Below are 12,788 nucleotides of genomic sequence, written 5' to 3'. Positions count from 1 at the left end.
CCGTGCCCTATCAAATGGGTTATAATGAAGTTGCTATTGCTTCTTTTGCAAGTTAAGCCAACCCTAGAAAGCAGGTGTACCCCTTCATGGAAATTGTAAAGATTGCGCCGCGTGGGTATTGTTATGGTGTAGTAGATGCTATGGTACTTGCTCAGCAAGCTGCCAAGAACCTTGACTTACCACGGCCTATTTATATACTCGGTATGATTGTGCATAACAGTCATGTCACTCAATCGTTTGAAGATCAAGGTATTATTACTTTAGATGGACCGAATCGTGTAGAAATTCTAGAGCAAGTTGAAAGTGGAACAGTAATTTTCACCGCTCATGGCGTTTCTCCTGAAGTTCGCCGTCTGGCTCGTGAAAAAGGATTAACTACTGTAGATGCGACATGCCCTGACGTTACACGTACGCATGATCTGATCCGTGATAAAGCAAGCGAAGGTTATCAGATTATCTATATCGGTAAAAAAGGTCATCCTGAACCTGAAGGTGCGATTGGTGTTGCACCGGATCAAGTTCATTTGATTGAAAAAGAAGAAGAGATTGATCATTTAGAGATTCCAGCAGGCAAAATTGTGATTACCAATCAGACCACAATGAGCCAATGGGATATTCGTTTGATTATGAAAAATCTTCTGGAGAAATTCCCGGGAGCAGAAGTGCACAATGAGATTTGCTTAGCGACTCAGGTTCGTCAAGAAGCGGTAGCTGAACAAGCCGGCCAAGCAGAGCTTGTAATCGTTGTAGGTGACCCACGTAGTAATAACTCTAACCGTTTAGCACAGGTATCCGAAGAAATCGCAGGCGTTACTGCTTACCGTATCTCTGATCTTACAGAGCTTAAGCGTGAATGGTTAATTGGTAAAAGTAGAGTGGCTGTTACAGCAGGTGCATCGACGCCAACTCCGATCACCAAAGAAGTGATTAACTATTTAGAGAAGTATGATAACGATGACGAATCCACATGGGAAATGGTAAGAACTGTAGATCCTAAACGTTTGTTACCACCTGTACGTGAGAAAAAAGGCAGAACAACCAACCAACCTGTCCGCCACTGATGGACACTGTCCACGAATAGATATACAAAAAGTGCCTAACCCTTGATGGGAAAGGCACTTTTTATTTTTTTATTCTTTATACTATGCGTACAAGATTTTGTACTATGACACTGCTTGACATGTCTTATAGAGTGCTGTATATTTACTTTAGTGATTAAAAGCTTAAAAGCGAACAAGCGTCTAAGTGATGATGCAAAATACAAATAAATATCTCATATTTCAGTCATTTTATATAGTTGTCTATTTAGGTGTATATCATCACCAACTCCACAATGAGAGGAAGATCAAATATGATCGTTATCGTATCGAACCAAACACCGCAGGAGCAAGTAAAAGAGATTACCAACGTGATTGAACAAGCAGGATTACAAGCACACATTTCTCGTGGAGCAGATCATACTGTAATCGGACTTATTGGAACAGCTGAGCCTCGATTAATGGAACATTTAGAGCAGATGAAAGGTGTAGACAAAGTAATGAAAATTTCCAAATCCTACAAATTAGCTAGTCGTGACTTCCATCCTGAAAATACAGTTATCCAAATTGGAGATGTATCGATTGGTGGCGGCGAACTCGTCGTTATGGGCGGTCCTTGTGCAGTGGAATCCGCAGAACAGATTGATGAGATTGCTCGTCTGGTCAAAGCGGCAGGTGGACAGGTATTACGCGGGGGAGCGTTTAAGCCGCGTACAGGTCCATATAGCTTCCAGGGTGTAGGTGTTGAAGGATTGATTATGATGGCAGAAGCAGGGAAGAAACATGGACTGCTGACGATTACAGAAGTCATGACGCCAGAGTATGTTGATATCTGCGGACAATACGCTGATATTTTGCAAGTAGGTACTCGTAATATGCAGAACTTTGATTTGTTACGCAAATTAGGAGAAAGCCGGAAGCCTGTATTGCTCAAACGTGGATTCAGTTCGACGTACGATGAATTTTTGAATGCGGCTGAATACATTCTAGCGGGTGGTAATCCTAATGTAATGCTCTGTGAACGTGGTATTCGTACGTTTGAGACGTACACTCGTAACACGCTTGATCTATCGGCTATTCCTGTTTTACAACAATTGAGCCACTTACCTGTGATTTCAGATCCAAGTCATGGTACAGGACGTCGTGAACTGGTAGAGCCTATGACCAAAGCTTCAGTAGCAGCAGGTGCAGATGGTCTGATTATCGAAATGCATACCGATCCAGATAACTCGATGACTGGTGATGGTGTTCAATCTTTATTCCCGGATCAATTTGCCAAATTATTGCGTGAATTAGAACAGTTATCTCCGCTTTTGGGCAAAACATTTGCTACAGCTAAAGCACCAGCGGCGTTTTTTGAATCCTCTGTGCAAGTATAGTATATTTAAATTAACCGAATATTATTTAAAAATGAGTTGATTTGAATAAGAATACGTCTGCATAAAAGTAAAAATGGCTTTTAAATAAAATGCCTGATTTTCATGTTAGGTATTGCTGGAATATACTGCTAATTTAGAAAATGATGTAAGGTTTAAAAAACAGCTCACTCATTCCGATTTTTAATTGACGGATTGACGAGCTGTTTTCTTTTTTGGTAAGCTATGAGTGTAAGCATATCTTACATAAATTTTAGAGATATGTAAAAAGGCTATTGACGATGTAAGGTTTTACGATTTATAATGACGACAGAAAAAAAATCGAGAGAATGAACATTCGACATCGAAAAAGAGTGTAATGTTCGGAAATTTGGGGAGGAAAGTACAAATGGCGGTAGAAAACGTATTGAAGCTTGCACAAGAAAACAACATTGAGTGGTTTGATTTTCGTTTCGTGGATTTGTCTGGTCGTGCTCACCATATCTCATTGCCAGCTAGTGAAGTGGATGAGGATACTTTTGTAAATGGTGTTGCGTTTGATGGTTCTTCAATTCCTGGGTTCCGCGGTATTGAGGAGTCTGATATGGTTATGATGCCAGATCCGGAGTCCGTATTTATCGACGCTTTTACTGCTCATCCAACGTTGAACATTATGTGCAATATCTTCACCCCGGACGGCGAGCGTTATGAACGCGATCCGCGTGGTATTGCAGAGAAAGCTGAAGAATATCTGCAAACAAGCGGTGTAGGAACAGCAGCATTTTTTGCTCCTGAATCCGAGTTCTTTATCTTTGACGATGTACGCTACCAAAGCGATGTGAATGTATCCTCTTACTCCGTTGATTCTAACGAAGCATTCTGGAACACGAACCGCAAAGAAGATGGCGGTAACCTTGGTTTCAAAATCCGTAAAAAAGGCGGATATGTTCCAGTAGCTCCTGTCGATTCTCAACAAGATATTCGTAGCGAAATGTGTCGTTTGCTTGAAGAAGCAGGACTTCGCATTGAACGTCATCACCATGAAGTAGCTACGGCTGGACAAGCAGAGATTAACTTCCGTTTTGACACATTGAAATTAACAGCTGATAACTTAATGAAATACAAATATATCGTGCATAACACAGCACAACAATATGGTAAAACAGCAACGTTTATGCCTAAACCTTTGTTCGGTGATAACGGTAGCGGTATGCACGTTCACCAATCTATTTTCGATGGTGATACTCCTTTGTTCTACGAAAAAGGTGCTTACGCAAACTTGAGTGAAATGGCATTGCATTATTTGGGCGGTATCTTGTACCATGCTCCAGCATTGATCGCATTGACTAACCCAAGTACTAACTCTTTCAAACGTCTTGTACCTGGTTATGAAGCACCGGTTAACTTGGTATTCTCGAAAGGTAACCGTTCAGCAGCAGTTCGTATTCCTATTGCATCTGTAACACCTAAAGGTTGTCGTATCGAATTCCGTACACCAGATTCTACTGCTAACCCTTACCTTGCGTTCTCTGCAATGTTGATGGCTGGTCTTGATGGTATCAAGAAAAAAATGGATCCTCGTGAATTAGGATATGGTCCTTTCGACAAAAATATTTATGAATTGCCAGAAGAAGAAAAAGAAGGTATCCGTAGTGTTCCAGCATCATTGGAAGAAGCTTTAGATGAGTTGGAAAAAGACTTTGACTTCTTGCTTGAAGGCGATGTATTTACAAAAGACTTTATCCAAAACTATATTTCATTCAAACGTGCAGAAGCGAAAGACGTTGCAATTCGTGTACATCCACACGAGTTCAGCTTGTACTACGATTGCTAATTATTACTTATTTCTAAAGGTAGATCGTAGAGATAATGTAATCAAAATCCTCCGGAACATCTTTTCCGGAGGATTTTTATATGAGTTCAAAAATAAAACGATTACATTCCTGTTTGTTCACAGAATTGGGTTCAACTCACAATTTCAAGTGACAAAAGACACTTGATCACCCCTAGAATAGCTGATATCATAGCGATAATCATTTAGCACAAACCTAACATACCAGCGCTTGGCACCATAAGCGCGACCCGTAAAATGGAAAAGTGATTTTTGCAAAGCAAAATATCTTACCATCAGCGTTTGGCACCATAAGCGCGACCCGTAAAATGAGAAAATGATTTTTGCAAAGCAAAATATCTGACAACCAGCGCTTGGCATCATAAGCGCAAAATGAAAATGGAATGTTGAAATTGAAAGGGTGGAGAACAACATGACAAAAAGAGCGTACAATTTTAATGCTGGACCGGCTGCATTGCCTTTAGAAGTATTAGAGCGTGCACAAAAAGAATTTGTGGATTATCAAAATACAGGAATGTCTATTATGGAGATGTCACATCGTGGCGCAGTATATGAAAAGGTACATAGCGAAGCTCAGGATCGTCTGTTGTCCTTACTAGGCAACCCGGAAGGTTATAAGGTACTATTTTTACAAGGAGGCGCTAGCACTCAATTTGCTATGATTCCGATGAATCTATTAGCTGAAGGCCAAACAGCAAGTTTTGTAGCTACAGGCAGTTGGGCAAGCAAAGCATTAAGCGAAGCGAAGTTGGTCGGTGATACAACCGTTGTGGCTTCTTCAGAAGCAGATAAGTATATGAAGCTTCCTGATCTATCTCAATTGGATCTGCCAGCAAATACCTCTTATGTGCATGTGACTTCGAATGAGACGATTGAAGGCGTACAATTTACAGAGTTCCCGGATACAGGAGATATTCCTTTAGTAGTAGATATGTCGAGTGATATTCTAAGTCGTCCATTGGATATGAGCAAATTCGATATGATCTATGCAGGCGCACAGAAGAATCTAGGGCCATCAGGAGTAACCGTAATTATTGCGAAAGAAGAATTAATTACAGAATCTCCTAAGCATATTCCATCGATATTCCGTTACAGCACGCATACCAAAAATAATTCGCTATACAATACACCGCCTGCTTTTTCGATATATATGGTAAATGAAGTCTTAAAATGGATTGAAGAAAAAGGCGGACTTGAAGGTATTCAGCGCGAAAATGAAGCAAAAGCAACACTAATCTATGATGCGATTGATAACAGTAATGGTTTTTACAAAGGGGCGGCTGAACTTGAAAGTCGTTCGATCATGAACGTTACATTCCGTCTAGCATCAGAAGAATTGGAAAAAGCATTTGTTAAAGCTTCGGAAGAAGCAGGATTTATTGGTTTGAAAGGTCACCGTAGCGTAGGTGGTCTACGTGCTTCGATCTATAATGCTGTTCCTTATGAAAGCTGTAATGCTCTGGTCGAATTTATGAAGGAATTTCAGAGTAAAAATGGCTGAATGTACTAAGGAATGACAGCCTTCCCCTCTGGGAAGGCTTTTTTAAAAAAATTTCCAATTATTTTTGTCAAAAGCTGTCGCATTTTACCGAAATCGGTTATAATCAAAAAGAACTATATAAAAGGTGGAAATAAACCTATGGCACTACACATTGTACTCGTTGAACCTGAAATCCCGGCAAACACCGGCAATATTGCTAGAACATGCGCAGCTACAGGAACGCATCTGCATCTTGTACGTCCTCTAGGCTTCAAAACGGACGATTCTACACTGAAAAGAGCAGGTCTCGATTACTGGCATGCAGTCAATGTTGAATATCATGATTCTTTCGAAGAGGTTCAAAAGACCTACTCGGATCACCGTTTCTTCTATGCAACAACTAAAGTGAAAAATAGATACACTGATTTTCAATTTCAAGACGGTGACTTTTTTGTATTTGGTAAAGAAACAAAGGGATTACCACCTGAATTAATTGCAGCTAATGCAGATACAGCTATGCGTCTGCCGATGTCAGACGATGTACGTTCGTTGAATCTTTCGAATTCAGCAGCCATCGTTGTATATGAAGCACTACGTCAGCTTAACTTTTTGCATTTGGATTAATAGCATTTCATAACTCTGTATCAAAATTTTGGTAAGAATTAATAAAAGTTAGCAGGATTAAAGAAGTAAGTGGAGAAATAAATGAAAGTAATAAAGTATAGTGAATATATAGCTGATATTCCAAATTTTATAATCACTTATTGTCTTCACTACTTTAATCCACAAAGTATAAATATTAGCGAGGTGTATATTAGTATGAAACCAGCAGGCGTTGTACGTAAAGTCGATCAACTTGGAAGAATCGTATTACCGAAGTCGTTGCGTAAAAGATACCAAATGAACGAAGGAGATCCTGTAGAGATTTTGGTACAGGGCGACCATATTATTTTGGAAAGATATCGCCCAAAATGTGTTTTCTGTGGATCTATGGAAGAAGTAGGCGAATTCAAAGAACGTTATGTATGTGCTCAATGTATGGAAGAAATGAATTTAATTCCTAAAAATGCTTAATTTAATTAATAAAAGACATTTTAGATAAAAGAAACTCGTTTGTAGTCTCTTTATAAAATGGGCAATCAAAAAGAACCTTCCAGCACTGTATAGTGCATAATGGAAGGTTCTTTTTTGTCGTTCTTTATAGTATCTGTGGATAAACTAACTTGTTAGCACATTATTTGAAGAATAAAAAGTGTGTAGGTACAGGACGCAGGTTCCCATCTGAAGGATGATTGATCACCCGACCATTCAAAATCAGTGAAGTCGATCCGCCACCATCCAGATTATACGCATCCACAACACCCATTTTGTATAATTTATTTTGCAGTTCAACCAGTGTAGCGCCTGAACTTCCATTTTCATTATAACCATCTGCAACGATTACAATGATCTGATCGTCTTTATATTTACCAATAACTGTGCGGGGGGCACGTAAAGGTGAAGCTTTCCATTTGGCAGGAATCGGTACCTTTTTGCCATTTTGAATCAATACCGGAACAAAAGAAGCACCAAATGAAGGATCTAAAGCATCCAGATTCGCTTTGCTTGTAAATTTACCGCCAATCAGTTGCCCTGTCTTATTCATACCGACAAAAAATAAGTCTTTGAATGTCGATTGAAAGCCATTGATATATTTTCCATTCAGCACCGTTGTACTTAAAGGATAGCGTTTGCCACCACCGTCTGCAAAACCGCCAGCATTAATACCGGCAATAGCTCCTGAACGCTGAACTGCTGTTAAGGTCGTTTCTGCGCCACCCCATGAATCTTTACCGAGTGTCATATTCATCGCAGAAGGCTCTTTCAGCTTAATTTTCATAGCATAGGCTTTGTATGTGCCCGGATTTAGACGATACAGCTCAATATTGATGCGCTGACTATTCACTTTCTCAGAAGCTGCACCTAATTTGGAAGTGATCCGCTTATTGTAAATTTGTTCAGGCTTACTGGCTTGTGAAGAAGCAGTCTGCACAATATGAGACATCGTTGATGTGGTCTGATTGTATAGCTTGGTCGTGCGTTCAATAGACGATGAAGTCTGGACAGCTACTTTTTCAGCTTGTTTCAGGTGAGTTAGAATTTGTTGAGATTGATCGCTAAGATGATTGATTGGTGCATACTTTTCGATATCCAAAGGAACAGCTACCTGATTGGATTGAAGCAACATAATAACTAATAACCCGGCAAAAGGCGCTGTCGCTAACATCAATAACCGATTGATTTTTTTGGCACGTATACTCATTTCAATAAATCCATTTTCTTTTGTAAAGTATTGAGTTGCTTTTGGACTTCATTCAATTGAGTGTACAATTTGTTGCTGTTATCGGTTTTGCTGCTCGCATTATCTTTTGTAAAAGTAAGCAGTTCGTTAAACGAATCCACTTTACTTTGCAAAGCGGTCATTTCTTTAGACATTTCATTTAATCGACTTTCATAATCACTTTGCAATAATGAAATCTGTCGCTCTGTATCAGCTTTGATCGATGTGATCATCTGTTGCTTCATATGATTGCTATATAAGTAGGCGATCGTTGCACCCAGCGCTATAATCAATATCCAAAATACCAGAAACCATTTGGCAGAGGACCCTTTGTTGTTCTGATGTCGCATCGTTGTACGGGAAGAAGACTCTGCTTTAGAATGCATATTTATTCACCTCTATAAAGCTTTTTATTTTTGACCAAAATCCATTTTAACATGTCCAATATAGCTAGTCTATCTTCCTAAAACTAATTTTAAATTTTACGTATCTAATTCTTCTATTATCCAATTCTCGCATGAGACAACATCCACAAATATCCAAAAAACGTTAAAAATCTAACGAAAGATGCCGATATCAAGATATAAGTTAATAATCAGTAACTAATAATGTTTTATAAAGGGGGAAGTATCAAAATGGAGGACATTTGGAAGGTTATCATCATTGATAATCATCCGGCGCTGATGCTTGGAACAAAAATGATACTAGAAGAGACAGCCCATTTGAGTGTTATCGGAACTGCAAGTTCTGTAAAAGATGGCGTCGATTTGGTAGCTAGTGTTCAACCTAACCTTGTTTTACTAGATGATGCGTTACCTGAAGGATCGGTTCAATTATATTTGCGCCAAGTAAAACAAGCGAGTCGAGATAGCCATGTGATCGTGCTGACCAGCGATAATAATTTATCCTTATTTGCAGGATTAATGAGTATGGGTGCTAGTGGCATGTTATCTAAAGAATCTTCACCTGCACAATTGTTGCATTTAATCAGTAGTCTACGTCAAGGATCAACCGTTATTCCTCTGTCATGGCTTCATCAAGGAGTAGTTCCTATTCCTGCTGAAATTCCTACCGATGGTTATTTTGATCTTTCCAAAATCGAACACACGATTATGATCCAAATTACACAAGGGTTTACATACGATAAGATCGCTTATATGATCCGTGTGAGCCGACGTTCTGTTGATAACTATTTACGCAAAATATATAACAAACTTGGTGTGAACAGCCGCGCTCAAGCGATTGAAAAATACACGTTATATTCGCATACTGCTTCGTTCAATATAGCAACGATGAACAACATGATCACACCGCCTGAAAGTATCGTTCCAGTAAAAGAGGTTGCTCTCGATTAAAGTTCAGGTGTATGATCTTGAAAAAGCATCGTACAGGAGGCTGGAGCGGTGGAATTTTCTTTTGCAGCAAGTGTGAGTAATATGCCTTCATTTTCAGTCAGGTCGATTGATAATAGACAGCGCCGAGAATCATGGATTTCGCTCGCTGAAGAATTACCAGCAGAAGAACTTTTTCCATTGGCACAATTAGGAGAGGCGGCAGGGGCTGTTTTTTCAGCAGGTCCGCTTGTTCTTCAGTATGGAGAAGCAGCTGGTTCATTAGCTTTGCGTAATTGGCTCAATACCCGCTGGCAAATCGATCAGAAATTAAATGTAGATCCTGAAGATATTTTGTTAACATCAGGTAGTCAGCAGACGATAGATTTGTTAGTGCGTATTTATGTGGATCGGGAAGATACAGTATTGGTTGAATCTCCGGCTTCACCAGGTTGTCTGCAAGTGCTTCGTCTACAAGGGGCAAATGTGATTCATGTGGATTGTGATGAAGAAGGTATGATTCCAGAAGATCTAGAACGATTGATTGTAGAACATGGTCCTAAGCTATTGTGCGCTTCACCAAGCTTCGCTAATCCTACGGGAAGAGTATGGAGCTTAGAGCGTAGAAGAGCCATCCTAGAGCTTTGTAAGCGATATACATTGTTGATCGCAGAAGACGATTCATACGGAGACTTACGTTATGGATTGGAATCGGTTCGTTCTTTCCGCCGTCGTTATCCAAGCTTGTTTCAATTGGATCGGGAGCAAGGAGGCAATCATGTTCTTTATATCGGATCATTTAGTAAAACGATCGCACCTGCTTTACGGGTAGGTTGGGCAGCAGGAGATCCACGATTGATCGAAGTGATGTCAGCTGCCAAGCAAACCGCCGATTGGCAATCCAGCTCAATGAATCAGGCGATTTTGTTACGTCTGTTACAATCGCCACGCTTCAATTGGGATAATCATATTACAATGTTGAATCGTGAGTATGAGATTCGACTCAAATTAATGCTTGAATTGCTCAAACGTCCTAACTGGCATGGAACCCAAGTAGATGTGCCTTCAGGCGGAATGTTTTTGTGGGCAGCATTGCCAGATCAGTTAGATGGCGAAGAACTGTTAACAAGAGCGATGACCAAAGGCGTTTCATTTTTACCAGGTGCCCGTTGTTATGCTAGTGATGAAGGTAAAAGTGCGATTCGTCTTAATTTTACCCATCCCGGACGAGATGAGTTATTACTTGGCATGAATCTGATCTCTGAATGCATTGCTGAAATGAGAACTCAAAGTCACTTCTGATTCTCGACAACATGCGCATATTGTTCCAAAGCAAGCTTACCGGCTGGAGTTAATTGATAACTACCACGAGCAACCCGCTCAAACCATCCATAATGATTGCGCTGCATTATCGTTGCTGTAGTACCGACACCGCTTCGCTCACGCAATATCCGTGGTGATAGATAAAGGTCGGTACCAAAAGCAGAAGCGATTCGCAGCGCTTTTTCACGATAAGCGGTTATCAGAGGTGTGCCTGTACTTCCACCTAGATTGTAATCTCCGCTTCGTTCAGCAATTTCTTGTAACAACCTTTGTTTGCGACTTCCACGGCGAGCAGGTCGAACAGGCTTAGAAGATATCGCTGGACTACATAATATCTCGACAAAGGGAGCTTTTGTTTTGTACAAAGTCACGACAATTAACCCTAAGCCCAATCGGTGGCACAATTCAGTGATTTCACTCCAACGCTGATTGTGCGCTCCTTTTTTGGCACGATTTTTTTCAACAGCCAGATAGACATTGGAGCTGAGCTTCAGTCGTTCGATCCCTTGTAGAAGTAAAGCGATATTGAATGTTTTTTTGATCTCGATAATCAGGGGTTCCTGATCTTGTTCTCGTATACCTACCAGATCGCAATGCCTTACTTCGCTTTTGATATCATATCCTTGAGCTGTAAAGAACTGTTTGATTGGAAGATAAAGTTCGGTTTCTCGTTGTACAGCCACGATGTTCTCTCCTTTTAAATACGTACATCTTTTATCCATAAAATAGCACGATGTTGAGTCTTATGTTCGACAGTATAGCATAGGATGATCACAAGATAGAAGCGCTACAAAAACAATACAAAAGATGAAATAGGTTATAAAAATAGTTAGTGATTGCGTACTCTATTTTGAATGAAATTTTATGTTAGGTATTAGCTATCTTTTACAATAAAAGGTAAGATACGAATAAAATCATAGAGATTGATAATCAATCAAAAAGGAGGTATTACACATGATCCAAGTATCCAAGCAGCGTCAACAACAACTTCAATATATTGGCTTAACAGAAGCTGATTTGCAATTACTGCATCATCATTATGATTTATTTGTCAAAGTCGTTGATGAGGTTGTTGATCACTTTTATAATCATATTGAGCAATATCCAGCCTTGCATGAGATTATTAAGCAAGCAGGTTCTACGATTGATCGACTGAAGCAGACACAACGAGATTACTGGATTTCACTAGCGGCAGGAACGGTAGATGAAGAATTTATCGAGCAAAGACTTAAGATTGGTCGTATTCACTCACGAATCGGACTAAATTCGGATTATTATCTAGGTACGTATATGACGTATACCGATATTGCAACGGTTGTATTAGAACGTGAAATTCCTGATCAATGGATCAAAGTACTGCATGCGTTGACTAAGATGTTTAATCTGGATTCCCAATTAGTGCTAGAAGCATATGGTGAACGAGAGCAACACCGTATTCAAAATATGGTCAATCAAAAAGAGCATATGCTGACGGCTGTCACAGAAGCCGTTAATCGGATCAGTGAGATGATTGTCAAATTAAATGATAATGCACGTGTGATCTCAGAATCAGCAGATCAAATGGCACATTCACAAGAAAGTTCATTGCAACAGATGGACGAGCTAGGGCATGAAGTCAAAGAGATTAGTAAAGTAGGAACAGTGATGCGTGAAATATCGGAACAGACGCATCTGTTAGGTCTTAATGCTTCAATAGAAGCGGCTCATGCTGGTGAATATGGTAGAGGATTCAGTATTGTAGCGCAAGAAGTACGCAAGCTAGCCGGATCATCACAAAATGCGTTACAAGATATCAGTCTGACGCTAAAAGTGATTATGAGTAAGCTGGATCAAGTACAATCTGAATTTGGCAAAAATGTAGAGTGGTCCCGTCATCAAGCAGGACGTTCACAAGAACTAGCGGCTTTTGCAGATATGATTCAACAAGTAGCTTCTGAATTAGAACAATTGCAACATACAGAGTCAGAAGATTCGGTAGTTATTGTAGGAACAGAGATGAATCCCAAGCTTTCCTAAAAAATTTCAAAATTAATTGCAATTAAAAACATAAGTTCTTTGACATTTGGATATAACGGTGTATAATAAGAAAA

12 protein-coding genes are annotated in these 12,788 nt (G+C 39.7%); 9 read left to right on the top strand and 3 right to left on the bottom strand.

Annotated elements, in window-relative coordinates:
• Positions 1-86: 86 nt before the first annotated feature.
• The 6 genes from RCP16_RS12375 to RCP16_RS12350 all read left to right on the top strand — a co-directional run bounded on the left by RCP16_RS12375 (position 87) and on the right by RCP16_RS12350 (position 6,798).
• A complete protein-coding gene (locus RCP16_RS12375; RefSeq protein ID WP_308640418.1) occupies positions 87-1,061 on the top strand; it encodes a 4-hydroxy-3-methylbut-2-enyl diphosphate reductase in 975 nt (324 codons plus the stop codon).
• 290 nt (positions 1,062-1,351) lie between these two features.
• Entirely contained in the window at positions 1,352-2,416 is a 1,065-nt protein-coding gene (gene aroF / locus RCP16_RS12370; RefSeq protein ID WP_069326907.1) for a 3-deoxy-7-phosphoheptulonate synthase, read from the top strand.
• Between the two features lie 385 nt (positions 2,417-2,801).
• Positions 2,802-4,226 (top strand): type I glutamate--ammonia ligase, encoded by a 1,425-nt coding sequence (gene glnA / locus RCP16_RS12365; protein WP_069326908.1) that lies wholly within the window; start codon positions 2,802-2,804, stop codon positions 4,224-4,226.
• Between the two features lie 430 nt (positions 4,227-4,656).
• Entirely contained in the window at positions 4,657-5,745 is a 1,089-nt protein-coding gene (serC, locus tag RCP16_RS12360) for a 3-phosphoserine/phosphohydroxythreonine transaminase (RefSeq protein ID WP_308640417.1), read from the top strand.
• Between the two features lie 138 nt (positions 5,746-5,883).
• Positions 5,884-6,348, top strand: a complete 465-nt coding sequence (gene trmL / locus RCP16_RS12355; protein ID WP_069326910.1) for a tRNA (uridine(34)/cytosine(34)/5-carboxymethylaminomethyluridine(34)-2'-O)-methyltransferase TrmL — start codon at positions 5,884-5,886, stop codon at positions 6,346-6,348.
• A 195-nt stretch (positions 6,349-6,543) separates the two neighbouring features.
• Positions 6,544-6,798, top strand: a complete 255-nt coding sequence (locus RCP16_RS12350) for an AbrB/MazE/SpoVT family DNA-binding domain-containing protein (RefSeq protein WP_069326911.1) — start codon at positions 6,544-6,546, stop codon at positions 6,796-6,798.
• Positions 6,799-6,958: 160 nt separating this feature from the next.
• Here the strand turns inward: RCP16_RS12350 and RCP16_RS12345 are convergent, their stop codons facing one another.
• Together RCP16_RS12345 and RCP16_RS12340 are read right to left on the bottom strand one after the other, a co-directional pair.
• Positions 6,959-8,026, bottom strand: coding sequence for a phosphodiester glycosidase family protein (locus tag RCP16_RS12345; protein ID WP_137222267.1), 1,068 nt, complete (start codon positions 8,024-8,026; stop codon positions 6,959-6,961).
• A complete protein-coding gene (locus tag RCP16_RS12340; RefSeq protein WP_069326913.1) occupies positions 8,023-8,430 on the bottom strand; it encodes a hypothetical protein in 408 nt (135 codons plus the stop codon). The genes RCP16_RS12345 and RCP16_RS12340 overlap by 4 nt, the downstream gene beginning before the upstream one ends.
• 249 nt (positions 8,431-8,679) lie before the next feature.
• Between RCP16_RS12340 and RCP16_RS12335 the strand changes: the two genes are divergently transcribed.
• Together RCP16_RS12335 and RCP16_RS12330 are read left to right on the top strand one after the other, a co-directional pair.
• Positions 8,680-9,399 carry a response regulator transcription factor gene (locus tag RCP16_RS12335; protein ID WP_137222269.1) on the top strand — a complete coding sequence of 240 codons (720 nt, stop codon included), beginning with the start codon at positions 8,680-8,682 and terminating at the stop codon, positions 9,397-9,399.
• A 48-nt stretch (positions 9,400-9,447) separates the two neighbouring features.
• Positions 9,448-10,677 carry an aminotransferase-like domain-containing protein gene (locus RCP16_RS12330; protein WP_069326915.1) on the top strand — a complete coding sequence of 410 codons (1,230 nt, stop codon included), beginning with the start codon at positions 9,448-9,450 and terminating at the stop codon, positions 10,675-10,677.
• Here the strand turns inward: RCP16_RS12330 and RCP16_RS12325 are convergent.
• Complete coding sequence (locus tag RCP16_RS12325) at positions 10,668-11,381, bottom strand: DUF2161 domain-containing phosphodiesterase (protein ID WP_308640416.1); 714 nt, start codon at positions 11,379-11,381, stop codon at positions 10,668-10,670. The two genes, RCP16_RS12330 and RCP16_RS12325, sit on opposite strands and share 10 nt — an antisense overlap.
• A gap of 271 nt (positions 11,382-11,652) precedes the next feature.
• Here RCP16_RS12325 and RCP16_RS12320 point away from each other — a divergent pair, with 271 nt between their 5' ends.
• Complete coding sequence (locus RCP16_RS12320; protein WP_308640415.1) at positions 11,653-12,714, top strand: globin-coupled sensor protein; 1,062 nt, start codon at positions 11,653-11,655, stop codon at positions 12,712-12,714.
• The last annotated feature ends 74 nt before the right edge of the window (positions 12,715-12,788 follow it).

This window comes from Paenibacillus nuruki, assembly GCF_963311185.1.
Taxonomy (GTDB): domain Bacteria; phylum Bacillota; class Bacilli; order Paenibacillales; family Paenibacillaceae; genus Saccharibacillus; species Saccharibacillus nuruki.
This window is presented reverse-complemented; position numbering and strand designations above follow the sequence as displayed.